Raw genomic sequence first — 16,690 nt, forward strand, 5'->3', positions numbered from 1 at the left:
GGGGCGCTCCCGCGCCCCTCTTTTCTTCCCGAGGAATGTCCATGTCGCGCCTGCTTCCGATCGCCACCGCCGTGATGCTTTACTGCAGCAGCGCTGCAGCATCCGCTGCGCCTGCCGCTCTGGAAAGCCTCACCCTGCTCGACCAGGCAGGGGGCCTGCCCGACGACTTCCGCGACCATTTTTTCGACGTGCCCCTGGTGGTGCGCGTGGAACGCGATGGCCAGTTCCTGGGCGATGCCCGGGCGCTGCTGACCCGCGAGAATACCTTGTCGTTGCTGGAGTTCACCGACAGCTACGACAGCACCGAACCGGCCACCGAACGTGCTCGCTGGCTGCAGGTACTGGCCACGCCGCGCCCGTTGGGTGCGTGCAACCAATCCTGTGATGCCGGCCTGGTGCGGCTGCACTACAGTCTTGAAAGTTCGCTGCTGTCCATCGCCACCGGGAACGGCGGCCGCAGCGCGAACGACGTACGCCACCATGCGCTTCCCGAAGGCGGTAGCCGTGGCCTGATCCTGCGCCACCAGCTCAACGCCTATGCAGGCGAGGGCATGGATGCATCCGGGCGGTACGCGCTGGACCTGCAGGGCAGCCTGGGCCAGTGGACCCTGGCCGGCAACTACCAGGTCGACCGCACTGGCGATCTGGACGGCCAACTACGCCATTCGGTGCAGAGCCTGTACGCCCAACGCGAATTCCGCGACAACTTCCTGCGTGCCGGCTACTTCCTGCCCAACTTCCAGGGCGTCACCCGGCAACCGCGCGCGGCCGGGTCGGTCAACCACACCACCGTGGGCGTCATGGCCGGTTCGTCCGACAGCCTGGCCATCGATGCACGCGCACCGAGCCTGTACCCGGTGTACGTGACCGCCAACCGCGAGGGCACCGTGGAGGTGTTCCGCGACGGCAGCCTGATCCTCACCCAGCCGCTGCAGCCCGGCCTGCAGGAGCTGGACACCCGGCGCCTGCCAGGTGGCATCTACGAAGTGGAGCTGCGGGTCATCGAAGATGGCCGCGAAAGCTCCCGCGAAACCACCGTGATACACAAGCCGGGCAACTGGCGCGATCCGAGCCGCCGCTGGCGCTACAGCGCCTTCGCCGGCATGCAGCACACCCTGCTGGACAGCATCAACGACCCGAATGCAGGCGCGTTTGCGGCCGGCGGCATCATCAATTACCTGGCCCATCCGCGTGCGGTGGTCGGGCTGTCCGCGCAGCACCTGGACGGCGCGAATGCGTTCGCCGGTTCGGTGGACTGGCAGATCAGCGACAGCGCGAACCTGTTCACCAATGCCTACACCAGCGACCAGGGGCGGGGCGTTGATCTGCAGGGCCTGTGGCGCTACCGCCATGGCACCGTGATCGTTTCGCACAACCGCACCTGGCAGGAGCGCCGTCGCCCGTGGGACGAAGGCTATGCGCCGTACCCGCCCGATGCCGAAGTGCCTGAGACCCGCTCGGGCTGGCTGCAGACCAGCGCCCTGAGCGTGAACCATCGTCTGGGCGACAGCAGCCACGTGGCCGCACGCGTGTCCCACAACCGTGGCATGAGTGACGGCGTCGGCGTGGATCTGTCGTTCAGTCGTCGCCAGACCCTGTTCGGCAGCGACGCCACCTGGCGCGCTTCGGTGTTCGACCGTCCGGCGAACAGCAGCAGCGGGATGCGTCGCAATCGCGGCGTGGACTTCACCCTCAACATCGCGCTGGGCGACGATGGCCGCCGCTACACCGGCAGCCTGGGCAGCCGCACCGCCACCGACGGCGGCCGCAGCCTGTACGCCAGCGCCGGTGCGCAGCAGAGCTTCGAGCAGGGACTGGTGCGCAGCATCGGTGGACAGGCCACTGCCGACAGCGATGGCTTGGGCCTGAGCGGCACCGCGCTGTTCGAACATCCCGCACTGCGCGGCGACGTGCACGCGCAGCGCTCCTCGCTCGGCGGCCAGCTCAGTGGCGGCGTGAACCTGGAAAGCACCATGGCCATCGGCGGCGGCAAGCTCGCGATTGCAGGTGCGGCGCAGGTCGGCAGCACCAGCACCGGCATGATCGTGGACGTGAGTTCCGAGCTGCCGGAGGTGGAGCTGCGTGCACATGACAGCCGAGGCGGTTCCTACACACTGCATCCGGGCCGCAATTTCCTGCCGGTCACCGCGTACCGCACCGGGTCGCTGCAGATCGATTTCCATGGCCGCGCCGCCCCGGCGGCCACCATCCAGCCGGCGAGCCTGGACTACCACCTCAACAAGGGGGGTGTGGCCTACGGCAAGGTCGAGGTGCTCAACACCTTCACCGTGATGGGTCACCTGAAAGATGCCGACGGCAAGCCGCTGGCCGGCGCGCATGTGATCAACCATGCCGGCCGCAGCGTGGCGGAAGCCGACGGCTTCTTCGCGCTCGAGATGAGCGCCCGCGCGCCAAACATGGAAGTGCGTCATCCCACCGTGACCGGTTGCAGCTTCGAGCTCGACGGCACCACCACCCGCCCTGAGGGCGATACCTGGATGGCAGGAGTGCTGCAGTGCCCGTCGTCCAGCCTGACCACGGCGCAGTCCGAATCCACTGCGTCGACTGCTGGAGCAATGCCATGATCGCCACTGCATCCCTGACGAGATTGATTCGAGCGCTGCGTGCAACTTGCTGCACCGTTGGCTTGATTGCGGTCGTTGGCGGCGCGGCTGCAGCGGAGATGACCATCACCGCAGAGTTTCGGCCATCGGCGCTTGATCCGGGCAGGAAGACGTTCACCAACACCACCCCCCGGGGGCAGTACTGCAACTGGCGGCCAGACTTCTGTGAGGCCTTGAACGCCTACGTGGTGGACTTGCCGGTCAACATTGCGTCGAAGATCTACGTCAAGGGCCCTAATGCCCGTAAGAGGTTCTTCGTGGGACTACCAGGTTCGCGGCGGGTAGTGGCTACGAATGAATCGGGCAATTCGATCGACGTGGATGTCGCAATCGGGTCCGTTTCCGGCCAGGTCTCGCCCGGTAACAGCACCAATCCGGTCTTCACCCGAACCGTGCTGGGTGGTGGGTGCACGTACGTGCACTCGGCAGGAGCAGCTCACTGGGTTCGTTTCGGCTGGAATGTCCGTGCGCCTGAATCGCCCCTGTTGTGCTACTCGCAAGGCGACGGCGGAGCCGTTGGTTTCACCGGAGTCTACAAGACGGATGTGCTCGGACTTGGCTTCATCGTAACCACGCCATCGCCGCTGGGTATTGATAATGGCCTGTATCGGGGGCAGTTGCGTTACAGCATGGGCGGCTTGGGCTCGGACTTCGATTTCGGCGACGACGTTGAGATGACTGACGATGTCATGGTGATCAACTTCGAGTTTCTTGTGGCACACGACTTCAAGGTTGAGCGTGCGCCGGGTACGGACACCATTGTGCTTCAGCCCGACAACGGCTGGCGCGACTGGGTGGAGCAGGGTAGGCCGCCGTCAGCGATTCGGCAGGAGTTGCCGTTTCTGATGACCAGCTCCGGGGACTTCACCGTGCACCTGGCCTGCGAACAGCAGGTGGGTGATCGCTGTGCGATCCGGAGCGAGAGCGGCGAAGATGCTGAGCTCGATGTATCAATGACCGTACCCGGTCTTTATGAGGCGGTGACCGATGCTCCCGTGGATCGTTATCCGTTGAAGGTGGGCGGGCTGCCGCCGGGCTTCCGGGTGCGTGAGTACATGCAGAACCGGCCATCACGTCTAGGCTTTTCTATATCGGGTGCGCCGCTGCGGAGAATGCTCGAGCTGCCAGGCAGCACGTGGCGGGGCGAGGTCACGGTGATCTTCGACGCAGCGCCGTAACGCCCGTCCCGGGGACGGGGCGACATGTAGTTATCGTACCTCTAGAAGGAGTAAGTGCCATTTCTACTGTAACCCTTTCAATCCCTCAGGCACGTCGGTGGCGCGCGGCAGCGCTGCCACTGACGCTCCTGCTTTTCACCGCTGCCGCCGCCCACGCGGCGGACATCTACATCAGCGCCGAGTTCAAACCGGACATCAACGATCCGGACAAGCGTGCCTTCACCAACACCACGCCCTGGTCGGGCGTATGCGCCGACACGCACCTGCAGACCTGCATCCGCAACAACTGGTGGAGCATCGACACCGGGATCCGCGGCACCAAGGATGGGATCAAGGAAGCGAACTACGGTCCGAACGGCTTCTACATCGGCATGCCGAGTTCCAGAACGGTAGCCGTTACCTCGGACGACGGGGCGCAGACGTTCGAGCTGGGATTCAACATCATCGGCGCTGCAATGCGGTTGTGGGACCGGGAGGGCGATGGGCCAGCGCAACCGGCGTCCACGGGTGGGCCGAACAACTGCTCTTTGGGCCTGACCAACAGCCAGGCCGGCAACCACAGCGCCATGCGGATGCTCCTGCGTCGGGATGGCGGCGAGGGTGCCGTGGCCTGCGCGTTGCACTGGCTGGCCACCAACAACTACCGCATGAGCGAGTTCGACTTCACCTACAAGCTCACCACGCCCCAGCCGCTGGGAATGCGGAGCGGGGTGTACCGGGGCATGACCACCTACCGGATCGGTGGCACCGGCGAGGGCGCGGACTTCGACCTTGGCAACGGGATGGTGCTGGAGGACAACATCGTCAACGTCCACTTCGAGCTCACCGTGGAGCATGCCTTCCAGCTGGATCTTCCGCCGGGCAGCGAGCGTGCGGTGCTGGCGCCCAAAGGTGGGTGGACGCAGTGGAGCGATCACGGCATCGCGCCGAAGTCGCTGGAGCGCGAGGTGCCATTCAGCCTGAGCAGTTCGGGGCAATTCGAGGTGTCGCTGCAGTGCCAGCATCCGTTGGCCGACGGACGCTGCGCCATCCGCAACGTCACCGAAGGCGCCGAGGAAGTGCCGCTGGATATCCAGCTGACGCTTCCCGGCTTCCACGATTCGGCGACGGGGGTGGATGTGGTGGGCATGCCGCTGACCACGACGATGGTGGCGCCTGTGTTGGCGGCGGATGTCTTCATCGTCCGGCGGCCTTCGAACCTGCGCTTCGCGGTACACGGCGACGCCGTGCGCAGCATGCTGGATCATCCCGGCAGCCACTACCGCGGTGACGTTACCGTGATCTTCGACGCGAGTCCGTAGCAGCACTGCGTCATCTGCATGCGACAGCAGCGTGACGGTGCCGATGGCGGCGCTGAACTGTTTACAGACATGCGCGCTACGTCTACGCCCAGAGGGGTTTAGCGCACGTCTTGGTAACGCGGAAATCCCTACGGTTGGCTCACCGGCCTCATTTCGATGTCGGGCACTCGGAGACACGTCATGGGTAACCAGCAGAATCCGCAGCAGGGCCAGCAGAACCAGCAGGGTCAGCAGAACCAGCAGAACCAGAAGGACCAGCAGCGCCAGGGCCAGCAGCAGCAACAGCAGGACCAGAAGCGCGAGCGCAACCAGCAGGGCAGCCAGGACGAAGAAGAATAAGCTGCTGCCCCAACGGAATAACCAAAGTCCGGCCTTACGGCCGGACTTTTTGTGTACCGGCCGGGCGTAGCAAGTGATACCCATTCGCATTTGAGGTACACTGGGGCGATCGCCTTGCCCGAGTCCCGCCTGCCGTGCTTTCCAGCCTGATGTCTTCGTTTTCCCCCTGGTTGCGCAACGTGGGCGCGGTAGCACTGCTGGGGATGGTGGCAGCCGCCCCGGTCGCGGCCCAGCAACGCAACCCGCTTCAGAAGGTGGGCGAGACGGTGCTGGACCAGCCCGCGCAGAGCTACCGCTTCGAGCGTTTCGTGATCGAAAGTGGGGAGCCCGCGCGCAGGTGGCGGGTCAATCTTGGCGTGCCGACCAGGACATCCACAACGCCGTCGCCGGTGCTTTACATGCTGGACGGCAACGCCGCGGCCATGGTCTTCGACCAGGCGCTGTTGAGCGACCTGGCCGCGCACGCCGCGCCGGTACTGGTGTTCATCGGCTACGACAACGACCTGCGCATCGATTCGGCCGCGCGCACGTTGGACTACACCGCGTGGGTCGATACCGCTGACGATGAAACCGGCACGCCGCAGTCCAGTGGCGGTGGCGCGCAGGCGTTCCTCGAGGTGATCCAGCAGAAGATCAAGCCTGAGGTGGAACGTCGCGCGCGCGTGGACACCGCGCAGCAGTCGCTGTGGGGCCATTCACTGGGCGGGCTCTTCGTGCTGAGCACCCTGTATACGCAGCCAACCGCATTCCAGAATTATGTGAGCGCCAGCCCCTCGCTGTGGTGGAGCCAGGGCGCGCCGCAGGGCGCGATGAAGCGGGCGTTCCTTGCCAAGCCCGCACCGGCCAACGTGTGGCTGATGCTCGGCGGCGACGAACGCAGCGGCAACCGCGGCGTGCGCGACATGAGCAACCCGCGCGTGGTGGCCCACCTGCGCCGTATCGCCGGCGCCGCCCCGGATGCCGCGCACGTGCTGAGCGAACGCCTGGCCAAGGTGCCGGGCGTGCAGGTGACCTACCGCGAATTCCCGGGGCTCGGCCATGGGCCGATGCTGCCGGCATCGTTGAAGGCGACGCTGGCAGCGCTGTATGGCGCTGCAGCTCGCAGTCGCCCCGCCCCGGCGGGCGCTGCCGATGCCGCCGCCGAGTGACCGTTCTTTCCCTTACCCAGGCGGCAACGCCAAGGCAACCCTTGTGACACGCGCCGCTGGCGCGCCCCTACAGAAGGAGTCTGCTATGTCCCGTTTCGTTTCCCTGCCGCGTGTTGCCGGCCTTGCCCTGGCATTGTCGCTGGTCACCGGCGCGGTGTCGGCCGAGCCGGTGTTCGACGCGCCGGCCAATGGCTTCCGTGGCCAGGTCAGTGCCCGCAATGAAAACGTGGTGCCGGGCAGCACCGCCGAAGTTACCGGTCGCGCGTTCGTACCGGGCCAGCAAGTGACCCTGCTGCGCGGCGCCACCGTGCTCAACGAAACGCCATACGTGGTCGACGCGCAGGGCAACTTCAAGGCCAGCGTGCAGGTGCCGGCCGATGCAGTGCCGGGCCAGCAGCCGCTGGTGGTGCGCGCCAGCAACCCGGCCGCTGCAGCGGTGGTGGCATTGCGGGTATCGCCGCACCTGCCGCTGAGCGGGCAGGGGGACTTCCAGCAGACCTCCGGCAAGCTCGTCCAGGGCCTGTACCAGAGCGCCTACAGCGCCGGCAGCAATGCACTGTTCGTCACTTCCGCCGTGGGCCGCCCGCCGGTGACGCAGTCTCAGCTGCTGAAGGTGGACCCGAAGACCCTGAAGGTGGTCAAGGCGATCACCCCGGCGCAGGTGCCCGATGCCAAGGGCGGCAGCGTGTTCGCCGTGTATGGCGTGGGCGTGGACGATGCCAACGGCAACGTATGGGTGAGCAACACCCGCCAGGATACGGTGGCGGTGTATCGCCAGTCGGATCTTTCGCTGGTCCATCAGTTCCCGGTGGGCGCGGTGCCGCATGCCCGCGACGTGGTGGTCGATGCCAAGCACGGCAAGGTGTTCGCCTCGGCGGCCGGTGAGGACCATCTGTCGGTGTTCGATGCAAAGACCTTCAAGGCGCTCGAACCCATCACCCTGGCCTCGGGCGTGGATGACGAGAAGTTCGTGCCGATGAGCCTGGTGCTGGACGAAGCGAGCGGCAAGCTGTTCACGGTGAGCATCGGCACGCCGGAAGCGGCGGTGATCGACGTGGCCAGCGGCAAGGTCGACAAGGTGATCGACCTGGGTAACGCGATCAGCGCCTCGGGCGTTGCGTTCGATGCGAAGCAGAATCGCCTGTACGTGGCCTCGCAGGGCACCGACAACCTGCTGATCGTCGACGTGGCGAGCGGCAAGGTGCTGCACGACGTGCCGGTGGGTGCCGGCGCGCTGAACGTGGCGTTCGAGCCGGTCTCGGGCCTGGCGTATGTCACCAATCGCGGCGCTGGTACGGTGACCGTGGTGAACGGCGAGGGCAAGGTGGTGGGCAACCTGGACGGCGGCACCTTCCCCAACCACGTGCGCGAGGACGGCAAGGGCAACGTGTTTGCGGTCAACAAGTCGCGCGGCGCCGAAGATCCCAAGGGCGACCGCATCACCCGCATCACCCCGGCCAAACGTTGATGACCCGCGCGCGCCGGGCGGTGGCCCTGCGCGCGCCTGATTGGAGCGATACATGTTGAATTCCCTGTCCCTGCAGCGAGGCGCCCTGGTGCTGGCCATGACGGCCGCCCTGGTGGCGTGTGGTGGCAAGCCGGTCGAACCTGCGGGCACTGCCGCGCCCGACACGGCCAACCCGGCTGATGCAGCTGCAACCACGGCGTTGCCGCAGGGCTGGCTGCGCGTTGCTGGCACCGACGTGCCGACCAGCACCGGGCTCACGGCAGTGCTGCCGGTCACGGTCACCTCCGACGACGGTGAGCAGGTGACGGTGAAGGACAGCTCGCGGATCGTTGCCGGCGGCGACGATGTGATCGCGGTGATCGAAGCACTGGGCATGGGCTCGCAGGTGTACGCCGCGCCGCTGCGTTCGGCCACGGAGGCCGGGCGCAACGCGCCGAAGCAGTTCCTGTTCAACCGCACCACGGGCGTGGAGGGCGTGCTCAGCCTGGAAGGCACGCTGTTCCTCGGCAACAGCCTGCGCCGCCACACCGAGCTGGCAAAGAAGCTGCGCGGTGCCGGCGAAGCGGCAGTGGTGATCGACGACCTGCAGCCGGCGCCGGACAAGGTGCGCAAGGTGGCGGCCGCGCTCGGCGTGGCCGAGGCGGGCACGCAGCTGGCCGCACAGGTGCAGGCGCAGCTGGATGAAGCGACTGCGATTGCCGCCGCGAGCAACGTGCACCCGCGGGTGATTCATCTCTCGGCCACCGGCGCCGGCGGCGCGCCGACCGTGGCGGGGGCGGACAGCGCATCGGGCAAGCTGATCGGGCTGGCCGGTGGGATCAACATCGGCACCGAAGCGGGCGTGGCCAATTACTCTGCGCTGAGCAACGAAGGCGTGGTCGCCGCCGCGCCGGATGTGATCCTTGTGACCGAGAACGACCTGCAGTTGTTCGGTGGGGAAGCCGGTCTGTGGAAGGCCTATCCCACCCTGAAGCAGACTCCGGCCGGCGCGGCCAACCGGGTCTGGGTCATGCCGGACGTGCAGCTCAAGGCTGCAAGCGTGGGCTCTGGCAGCGGCGCACTGGCGTTGGCCAAGGCGCTGGCGGCGCTGCCGTCGCCGTGAGTCGCGCAGCATGAGAGGACGTGCCTCGCGACGCCGTGCCGGCGGCTGGGTCCTGGCAATGATGGCGCTCGCGTTGCTTGGCGCCATCCTCGCCTCGTTCGCGGTGGGGCCGTTGCGCCTGCCACCGCTGGAGGTGGTGCAGGCCCTGGGTGTGAAGCTGGGCCTCCTGGATGCATCGCAGGTGAGCACCCGTGACATGGCGGTGGTCTGGAACCTGCGCATTCCGCGTGCATTGCTGGGTGCCCTGGTGGGCGCGTCGCTGGCCATGGCCGGGGCGAGCCTGCAGGGACTGTTTGGTAATCCACTGGCCGATCCGGGCATCGTGGGGGTGACGCAGGGAGCGGCACTCGGCGCGGTGGCTGCCATCGTGCTGGGCGCCGGCAGCGTGGGCGGCTGGACCCTGCCGTTGGCGGCCTTTGCCGGTGGTGCAGCGGCGATCAGCCTGACCTATGCGCTGGCGCGGCCGGGGCGTAATTCCGGTACCGCCACGCTGCTGCTGGTCGGCATCGCGATGGCGGCGTTCTGTTCGGCGGCGATCGGCTTCCTTACCTACATCGCCAGCGAAAGCGAGCTGCAGTCGCTGGTGTTCTGGCAGATGGGCTCGCTGGCGCAGGCCGACTGGGCCGACGTGGCCGCCGCGCTGCCGGTGTTCGTGCTGGGCACGTTTGCGCTGCTGCGGCTGGCCACACCGCTGGACATGCTGGCGCTGGGGGAGCGCCAGGCGCAGCACCTGGGGCTGGACGTGAAGCGCACGCGGTTGAAACTGATCGCGTTCAGTGCGCTGCTGGTGGGGGCGGCGGTGGCGTTCGCAGGCTCGATTGGATTCGTCGGGCTGGTGGTGCCGCACGTGGTGCGGATGCTGGTTGGCCCTGGGCATCGCTGGCTGCTGCCGGTGTCGGCGGTGACCGGGGCGCTGCTGATCGTGGTGGCCGACACGGCTGCGCGGACCCTGGATCCGCCGGCGGAGATTCCGCTGGGTCTGTTCTCGGCCGCGCTGGGTGCGCCGTTCTTCCTATGGCTGGTGCTGCACCAGCGGCGGAGCGGGGCGGTATGACCGCGCCGTTCCTGCACCTGGACGGAGTTGGGGTGCGCTTCGGCGAGCGCACCATCCTGCATGACATCCACCTGGGTTTCGTGCCGGGCACGTTGACCGCGCTTGTCGGCCCGAACGGGGCGGGCAAGTCCACGCTGCTGGCGGTAGCCAGCGGCGACGTACCGGCCGATGCGGGGAGCGTGATCCTGCACGACCAGCCCATCGCGCACTGGAAGGCGATGGCGCTGGCGCGCGAGCGCGCGGTGATGCCGCAGGACCATGCCGTGCGCTTCGCATTCACGGTGGAGGAGGTAGTTGCGATGGGGCGCCTGCCACACCCCGCCGACGCACTGCGTGACGCCGCACTGGTGGAACAGGCGTTGGGCCAGGCGGAAATGGCAGGCCTGCGCGCGCGGGAGGTGCAGACGTTGTCCGGCGGCGAAGCGGCCCGCGCGACCTTCGCGCGGGTGTTGACCCAGGACACGCCACTGCTGCTGCTCGACGAGCCGACAGCGGCACTCGACCTGCGCCATCAGGAGCGCACGCTCAAGGCGGTTCGGCAATTGGCCGATGCTGGCGCGTGCGTGATTGTCGTACTGCACGATCTCAATCTGGCCGCGGGTTACGCCGACCGCATCGTCCTGCTCGAACAGGGACGCGTAGCGGCGGACGGAACGCCGGACCAGGTGTTGACCCGCGAGCACATCGAGCGCGTATACCAGCAGCCAGTGGTAGTGCTGAGACATCCGCAACGCGACGTGCCACTCGTCGTAGTGACCTAGCGCCGGGCTCCGCCCGGCCGCGCACACCAGACACAGGCACACCGGAACGTCTCCCGCCAGGGTAGGAGGCGACGTTCGCGTGCATTCACGTCACGGCCGTGACGCATCTGGATCGAATGCAACTTATTGCACCCCCTTTTGAACGTAATTGCATCTCAAGTGGCGCAATCGACCCGTAATCTTTGCGGCGTTCCACAAGGGTCAATCAAGCACTCGCTAGCGATTGACCAAATCGATTGTTTGACAACCCACTATGAGGAATTACCCCATGAAGTTCTCCACCACTCTGCTTGCCCTGGCCATCGCTTCTTCGGCCGCCATCGCCCCGTCTGCCTTCGCGCAGTCGGCCGACCTGTCCGTCACCGGCCGCATCTTCCCGGGCGCCTGCGTTGTCGATCTCGGCAACGGCGGTGTTGCCGACCTGGGCAGCATCCGCCTGGAGTCGCTGCAGGCGGATATGACCACCGTGCTCGACGATGTCGATCTGAACATGACCATTGCCTGCCAGTCTGCAGTGCGTTTCGCACTGGAAGGTGTCGACAACAGCAATGACAGCTCGATCTCCCCGTCCCAGTATGGGTTGGGGATCACCGCGGCTGACGAGAAGATCGGCAGTGCGCGCCTTGGCCTGGTTGACGTAACCGCCGACGGTGAAGCAGCCAAGGCGATGTTCTCGGACGATGGCGGCGACAACTGGATTGTTCACCTGTTCCCCGACAGCGTCACGATCGGAAAGGGCAGCATGCTTGGCTTCCAGGTTGGACAAACCGGTCAGGGACCGAGTCCGATCAAGGACCTGCAGGGCACTGTAAAGGTCCGCGCCACCATCGCGCCGACCAGCGAGCTGACCGTGACGGAAGACGTTCCGGTCCAGGGCAATGCCACCATCAACCTGGCCTACCTGTAAGTGTTTCAGGGACTCCGGCGCGCCGCCTCTGCGGTGCGTCGGAGTCGACACTGGGGACCATCCGGGAAATAACTACCATGAAGCTTTCCAAGACCTTGTTTGCCCTCATGCTGGTCTCGGCTGCCCCGGGTGCGCTCGCGCAGTCGGCCGATCTTTCCATCACGGGGAATATCTTCCCGGGTGCCTGCACCGTGACCCTGGGCGGTGGCGGTGTCGCCGACCTGGGCGACATCCGAGCCGATACCCTGTCGCATGACACCACCACCGAGCTTGCGCCGGTGGACATGTCGCTGGGCGTCGCCTGCGAGTCGCCGGTGCGATTTGCGTTCGTGGGCGTCGACAACGCCATCGACAGCACGTTGGTCGAGAACCAATACGGCTTGGGCCTGACGCCTGCGGGCGAGAAGATCGGTGGTGCGGACATCCGCTTTTTCGACATCGATATCGACGGCGCGCGTGGCTACTGGACCCGTTCCTACAACGACGGTGAAACCTGGAGCCCCGGCGACGACGTCTTCATGCAGCCGCCCCTGATGCAGCACTACATCCTGGGATTCACGACCCAGACGGGCGCCACCACCGGGCCTGATCCGATCAAGGCGCTGCAGGGCCAGGTGCGCGTGGTCGCGAGGATTGCGCCTGCTGCAGAGCTGACTCTGACCGAAGACGTTGCCATCAATGGCAGCGCCACCATCAACCTTACGTATCTGTAACGGACTCACACAGCTGGGCGTGTCGCAGGCTGCGCCACGTCCAACTTTGTATTCACCAAGGCTTCACGGCCGCCAGCGCATCAATCCGCCGAAACGGGCAGCAGGGTACGCGCTGCGGCCTCCCCGCATGGCGGGCGCGTGTCAATCGGGGGATTGGCTGGCTCAAGGACATCACCATGAAGCGTTCCAAGACGCTGCTCGCGTTGGCCATCCTCACTTCGGCTGCCATTTCCCCGGCGACGTTCGCGCAGTCCGCGGACGTTACCATTGCAGGTCGGATCTCTCCAGCATCGTGCGCCGTCACACTGGACAATGGCGGCGTTGTCGAGATGGGCGAGATTCCCGCGAAAATGCTCAATACCAACAGCAACACCGTGCTGGGGCCGTACCCGCTCGCGATTGCAGTGACCTGCGACTCGCCGATACGGTATGCGTTGCAGGGGACCGACAACACCGATACCTCGACCGCGATCCATTTCTATGGGCTGGGGTTGACCCCGGCCGGTGAGAAGATCGGCGGGGTGAACGTGCTGCTGACCGACGTGATCGCCGATGGCGTGCCCGGTTACGGCACCGCCTCACTGGACAGCGGCACCACCTGGGAGCCCAGCGGCGGCGGCGGCTCCAGCATCCTGCGGGTCTCGCTGCTGGGCTTCAACAAGGAATCCGGCACGGTCAACGGCCCGACCCCGATCGCGTCACTCCGAGGCAGCCTGAGCCTGCTGGCCCATATCCAGCCTGCGCGCAACCTGACGCTTACCAGCATCGTGCCGATCAACGGCAGCGCGACCCTCAATATCATCTATCTGTAACCGGCCCAGGCGGCCTTGGGCGGTCGTGTCGTTTCCCACCCCAAATACAATAATTTGCACTTCGTTTTGAACGAAATTGCATGTGGTGTGGCGCAATCGGCCCGTAATCTTTGCGGCGTTCCACAGGGTCAATCAAGCATTCGCTCGCGATTGACCAATCCGATTGTTTGACAACCCACCACAAGGAATACCCCATGAAGTTCTCCACCACGCTGCTTGCCCTGGCCATCGCCTCGTCGGCCGCCATTGCCCCATCTGCCTTCGCGCAGTCGGCCGATCTCTCCATCACCGGCAACATCTTCCCAGGTGCGTGCACCGTGAGCGTCGGCAACGGCGGCGTCGCCGATCTGGGCGACATCCGTGCCGATACGCTCAACGCGGACACCACCACGCTGCTGGCGCCGGTCACCCTGCCGATGAACGTCGACTGCGAGTCTGACGTGCGGTTCGCCCTCCAGGGCGTGGACAATACCGCCGAGACCTCGACGCAGCCGGATCGCTACGGCCTGGGCATGACCGCCAATGACGAAAAGATCGGCAATGCCAATATCCTGGTGGCCGACGTCACTGCGGACGGCGTCCCCGCGCACGGTACCTTCTCCTACGATGAAGGCCTGACCTGGAACGAGAGCCACCCCGGCGGCCACTTCACCCTGGCAATGCCCGACATGCTGGGCTTTGCCAAGGAGCAGTCGGTCGACACCGGCCCGGCCGCGATCAAGAACCTGCAGGGCAGCCTGAAGGTGATTGCGCAGATCCAGCCGACCGATGAACTGACCATCGATGAAGATGTGCTCGTCAACGGCAGCGCCACGATCAACCTGACCTACCTGTAAGCGTTGCACTGCGCGCCGGCGCGCCTCACCCGAGGTGCGTCGGCGTCACACCTTCACCGCCACTTCACGCCTGCAGGCGCATGAATGCGCCCAGCAAGGCAACAGCATCGCCCCGGCACCAGACCGGGGGGCTTGTGAATCGGGGGATTCATTGGCTGCGCATTGCTTCACCTCATCGCGCGGGTAGTACGCAGCCAGGACACCCTTGAGGAGCTGGTCCCATGGCTATCGCACGATTCGCTGTTCCCGCCCTTGTCGCGGGCCTGGTGGTGTTGGGCAGCGCGCAGACCGCCTGCGCCGACGGGATGAAGCCCGAAAAGTCGATCGTGATCGTGTCGACCGACCCCAAACATCCCACCGTCATGAACGTTACCAACACGGGCGGGACCGAGGACATGCTGCTGGTGGATGTCCTGCCGATCGACGAGGACACGGCGGATATCGTTGTGGTTTCGCCGGCGTCGGCCACGGCGCGTGTGAAGCCCAACGGGACACAGCAGGTGACCTTCACCGCGATTGAGGGCGTCCAGGATTCGTCACAACAGCGCCTGCGCCGGGTGGTGTTCGAGGGAGCGAAGGGCACGCCCAAGCGCGCGCAGAAGCGTAACGAAGTGGGCGTAAGCGTGCGCCAGAACCTGCCGCTGATCATCCATCCGAAAGGACTGCCACTGGAGCGGGAGCCATGGAAGTTTCTGAAGTGGACCAGGTCCGGCGATGATCTGAAGGTGGAGAACAACAGTCCCTACGTGGTCCGCCTCTCCCAGGAGTTTGAATCATTGCCGTCAAACACCGTGTTGGGGCTGAGCAACTCATACGTGCGGCCGAATACAGCGCTTATCGTGCAGGTGCCTGCTGGCGCAAAGAATGACACGAAGGTCCGTATCCACCCGGCGACCGTGTACGGGTTCCAGACCGATCATTTCGAGGCGCCGATTACTGGCGATAAGTAGCGGATGCCTCCCGGGCCTGCTCGGCATGCGGATACAACACATTGCATCCCGTTTTGAAACACCTTGCATGTGGCGTGGCGCAATCGACCCGTACTCTTTGCGGCGATCAATAGGGTCTATCAGGCATTCGTACGCCATTGACCAAACATATCGCTCGCCACACCCGTCACGAGGACTACACCATGAAGCTCACCCACACGCTTTTGACGCTGGCCATTGCATCTGCGGCCGCCTCCGCTCCAAATGCTTTTGCCCAGTCGACCGAGCTGACCATCGTCGGCAAGATTCTGCCCGGCGCGTGCAACATCGCGCTGAGCAACGGCGGCGTCGCCGACTACGGCGACATCCGGTCGACGGCGCTCAAGCCGGTCGACAGTACCGAGCTCGAAGCGAAAGAACTGACCATGACCGTGACCTGCGACTCGGCGGTTCGATTTGCGATGCAGGGCGTCGACAATACCGGCGACACCTCTTTCGTCACCAACCGCTACGGGCTGGGCCGTACTGCAGACGACGAGAGGATTGGCAGCGCCACCATCGGCCTGAAGTCCGTTACCGTTGACGACGTCACCGGCTTTGCAACCACCACTTACAACCAGGGTGAAACCTGGTCCGATAGTGTAGTTCCCGGTCCTGCCCCCATCCCGCGCGATGGAATGATCGGCTTCGCGACCACCCAGGGTGTCACCACCGGTCCCGACGCCGTGAAATCCCTGCAGGGCACGCTTGAGGTCAAGGCCTACATCGCCCCGACCGACGGGCTCACCATCACCGGCGAAGTGCCGATCCGTGGCAGCGCCACCATCAACGTGATGTACCTCTAACCATCAGCCCGGCACGTCCGTCTATACGGAGGTTGCGATGATGAAGTTCACCAATGTCCTGGTAACGCTCGGACTGTTCGCAGCAACGCCGCCTGTCCTTGCGCAGGCGGCCGAGTTGACCATCATCGGAAACCTGCTTCCGGGTGCCTGCACTACGGTGTTGGAAGGCGGTGGCCTGGTCGATCTGGGTACGACGCTGCTGGAGAAGCTCAACCCGAACGAAGAGACGCCGCTGGGGTCCGTGCTGGTGCCCATGACCGTAACCTGCCAGATACCGGTGCGGTTTGCGTTCATGGGAATCGACAATACCGGCGACAGCGCTTCCGTGGGGACGCGCTACGGGCTGGGGCTGTCACCGGATGGCGAGAGGATCGGCGGTGCCGTGATCAGCTTCAAGGACCCCAACTCCGATGGCGCGACGGTCCACTACACACGCTCTGAAGATGGCGGGCAGCAATGGGAGCCCAGCGGCAATGCGGGCTCCACCTGGCTGGGCAAGCAATCCATCAATGGGTTCTCCACGGCCTCGGGTGCAACCACGGGGCCGGATCCTCTCGCGTCGCTCCAGGTGAATCTGGAGGTCCGCACCTACATCCAGCCCACCAACGAACTGACCATCGACGACAACGTGCCGATCCACGGCAGCGCCACCGTCGACCTGATCTATCTGTAA

16 protein-coding genes are annotated in these 16,690 nt (G+C 65.4%); all 16 read left to right on the forward strand.

Annotated features, from left to right (window positions below; all coding sequences use genetic code 11):
- The first annotated feature begins 41 nt into the window (after positions 1-41).
- The 16 genes from PDM28_RS09020 (at position 42) to PDM28_RS09095 (ending at position 16,690) form a co-directional block, all read left to right on the forward strand.
- Positions 42-2,585 carry a TcfC E-set like domain-containing protein gene (locus PDM28_RS09020; RefSeq protein WP_311184520.1) on the forward strand — a complete coding sequence of 848 codons (2,544 nt, stop codon included), beginning with the start codon at positions 42-44 and terminating at the stop codon, positions 2,583-2,585.
- Complete coding sequence (locus PDM28_RS09025) at positions 2,582-3,802, forward strand: hypothetical protein (RefSeq protein ID WP_311184521.1); 1,221 nt, start codon at positions 2,582-2,584, stop codon at positions 3,800-3,802. Before PDM28_RS09020 ends, PDM28_RS09025 begins: the two co-directional genes overlap by 4 nt.
- Complete coding sequence (locus PDM28_RS09030; protein ID WP_311184522.1) at positions 3,760-5,103, forward strand: hypothetical protein; 1,344 nt, start codon at positions 3,760-3,762, stop codon at positions 5,101-5,103. Before PDM28_RS09025 ends, PDM28_RS09030 begins: the two co-directional genes overlap by 43 nt.
- A gap of 180 nt (positions 5,104-5,283) precedes the next feature.
- The gene (locus PDM28_RS09035) at positions 5,284-5,442 is read left to right on the forward strand and encodes a hypothetical protein (RefSeq protein WP_172448171.1); all 159 of its coding nucleotides are present in this window, start codon (positions 5,284-5,286) and stop codon (positions 5,440-5,442) included.
- 149 nt (positions 5,443-5,591) lie between these two features.
- Positions 5,592-6,590: an alpha/beta hydrolase gene (locus PDM28_RS09040; RefSeq protein ID WP_311184523.1), complete on the forward strand. Its 999-nt coding sequence runs from the start codon at positions 5,592-5,594 to the stop codon at positions 6,588-6,590.
- An 85-nt stretch (positions 6,591-6,675) separates the two neighbouring features.
- A complete protein-coding gene (locus PDM28_RS09045) occupies positions 6,676-8,058 on the forward strand; it encodes a YncE family protein (protein WP_311184524.1) in 1,383 nt (460 codons plus the stop codon).
- A gap of 52 nt (positions 8,059-8,110) precedes the next feature.
- Positions 8,111-9,160 (forward strand): heme/hemin ABC transporter substrate-binding protein, encoded by a 1,050-nt coding sequence (locus PDM28_RS09050; protein WP_425507651.1) that lies wholly within the window; start codon positions 8,111-8,113, stop codon positions 9,158-9,160.
- A gap of 10 nt (positions 9,161-9,170) precedes the next feature.
- Complete coding sequence (locus PDM28_RS09055; RefSeq protein WP_311184525.1) at positions 9,171-10,214, forward strand: FecCD family ABC transporter permease; 1,044 nt, start codon at positions 9,171-9,173, stop codon at positions 10,212-10,214.
- Entirely contained in the window at positions 10,211-10,975 is a 765-nt protein-coding gene (locus tag PDM28_RS09060) for a heme ABC transporter ATP-binding protein (RefSeq protein WP_311184526.1), read from the forward strand. Before PDM28_RS09055 ends, PDM28_RS09060 begins: the two co-directional genes overlap by 4 nt.
- A 268-nt stretch (positions 10,976-11,243) precedes the next feature.
- Complete coding sequence (locus PDM28_RS09065; RefSeq protein WP_311184527.1) at positions 11,244-11,882, forward strand: DUF1120 domain-containing protein; 639 nt, start codon at positions 11,244-11,246, stop codon at positions 11,880-11,882.
- A gap of 77 nt (positions 11,883-11,959) precedes the next feature.
- Positions 11,960-12,595 (forward strand): DUF1120 domain-containing protein, encoded by a 636-nt coding sequence (locus PDM28_RS09070; RefSeq protein WP_311184528.1) that lies wholly within the window; start codon positions 11,960-11,962, stop codon positions 12,593-12,595.
- 176 nt (positions 12,596-12,771) lie between these two features.
- Positions 12,772-13,407: a DUF1120 domain-containing protein gene (locus tag PDM28_RS09075; protein ID WP_311184529.1), complete on the forward strand. Its 636-nt coding sequence runs from the start codon at positions 12,772-12,774 to the stop codon at positions 13,405-13,407.
- A 194-nt stretch (positions 13,408-13,601) separates the two neighbouring features.
- The gene (locus PDM28_RS09080; RefSeq protein ID WP_311184530.1) at positions 13,602-14,243 is read left to right on the forward strand and encodes a DUF1120 domain-containing protein; all 642 of its coding nucleotides are present in this window, start codon (positions 13,602-13,604) and stop codon (positions 14,241-14,243) included.
- A gap of 221 nt (positions 14,244-14,464) precedes the next feature.
- Entirely contained in the window at positions 14,465-15,193 is a 729-nt protein-coding gene (locus PDM28_RS09085) for a fimbria/pilus chaperone family protein (protein ID WP_311184531.1), read from the forward strand.
- A gap of 182 nt (positions 15,194-15,375) precedes the next feature.
- Positions 15,376-16,017, forward strand: coding sequence for a DUF1120 domain-containing protein (locus PDM28_RS09090; protein ID WP_311184532.1), 642 nt, complete (start codon positions 15,376-15,378; stop codon positions 16,015-16,017).
- A gap of 37 nt (positions 16,018-16,054) precedes the next feature.
- Complete coding sequence (locus tag PDM28_RS09095; protein WP_311184533.1) at positions 16,055-16,690, forward strand: DUF1120 domain-containing protein; 636 nt, start codon at positions 16,055-16,057, stop codon at positions 16,688-16,690.

It is taken from the genome of Stenotrophomonas aracearum, assembly GCF_031834615.1.
Lineage (GTDB): Bacteria > Pseudomonadota > Gammaproteobacteria > Xanthomonadales > Xanthomonadaceae > Stenotrophomonas > Stenotrophomonas aracearum.

Coding starts and splice junctions, on each gene's coding strand:
- PDM28_RS09025 (WP_311184521.1), top strand. CDS start 2,582: ATGATCGCCACTGCATCCCTGACGAGATTGATTCGAGCGCTGCGTGCA.
- PDM28_RS09070 (WP_311184528.1), top strand. CDS start 11,960: ATGAAGCTTTCCAAGACCTTGTTTGCCCTCATGCTGGTCTCGGCTGCC.
- PDM28_RS09055 (WP_311184525.1), top strand. CDS start 9,171: ATGAGAGGACGTGCCTCGCGACGCCGTGCCGGCGGCTGGGTCCTGGCA.
- PDM28_RS09075 (WP_311184529.1), top strand. CDS start 12,772: ATGAAGCGTTCCAAGACGCTGCTCGCGTTGGCCATCCTCACTTCGGCT.
- PDM28_RS09090 (WP_311184532.1), top strand. CDS start 15,376: ATGAAGCTCACCCACACGCTTTTGACGCTGGCCATTGCATCTGCGGCC.
- PDM28_RS09020 (WP_311184520.1), top strand. CDS start 42: ATGTCGCGCCTGCTTCCGATCGCCACCGCCGTGATGCTTTACTGCAGC.
- PDM28_RS09085 (WP_311184531.1), top strand. CDS start 14,465: ATGGCTATCGCACGATTCGCTGTTCCCGCCCTTGTCGCGGGCCTGGTG.
- PDM28_RS09040 (WP_311184523.1), top strand. CDS start 5,592: ATGTCTTCGTTTTCCCCCTGGTTGCGCAACGTGGGCGCGGTAGCACTG.
- PDM28_RS09060 (WP_311184526.1), top strand. CDS start 10,211: ATGACCGCGCCGTTCCTGCACCTGGACGGAGTTGGGGTGCGCTTCGGC.
- PDM28_RS09050 (WP_425507651.1), top strand. CDS start 8,111: ATGTTGAATTCCCTGTCCCTGCAGCGAGGCGCCCTGGTGCTGGCCATG.
- PDM28_RS09095 (WP_311184533.1), top strand. CDS start 16,055: ATGATGAAGTTCACCAATGTCCTGGTAACGCTCGGACTGTTCGCAGCA.
- PDM28_RS09035 (WP_172448171.1), top strand. CDS start 5,284: ATGGGTAACCAGCAGAATCCGCAGCAGGGCCAGCAGAACCAGCAGGGT.
- PDM28_RS09065 (WP_311184527.1), top strand. CDS start 11,244: ATGAAGTTCTCCACCACTCTGCTTGCCCTGGCCATCGCTTCTTCGGCC.
- PDM28_RS09080 (WP_311184530.1), top strand. CDS start 13,602: ATGAAGTTCTCCACCACGCTGCTTGCCCTGGCCATCGCCTCGTCGGCC.
- PDM28_RS09045 (WP_311184524.1), top strand. CDS start 6,676: ATGTCCCGTTTCGTTTCCCTGCCGCGTGTTGCCGGCCTTGCCCTGGCA.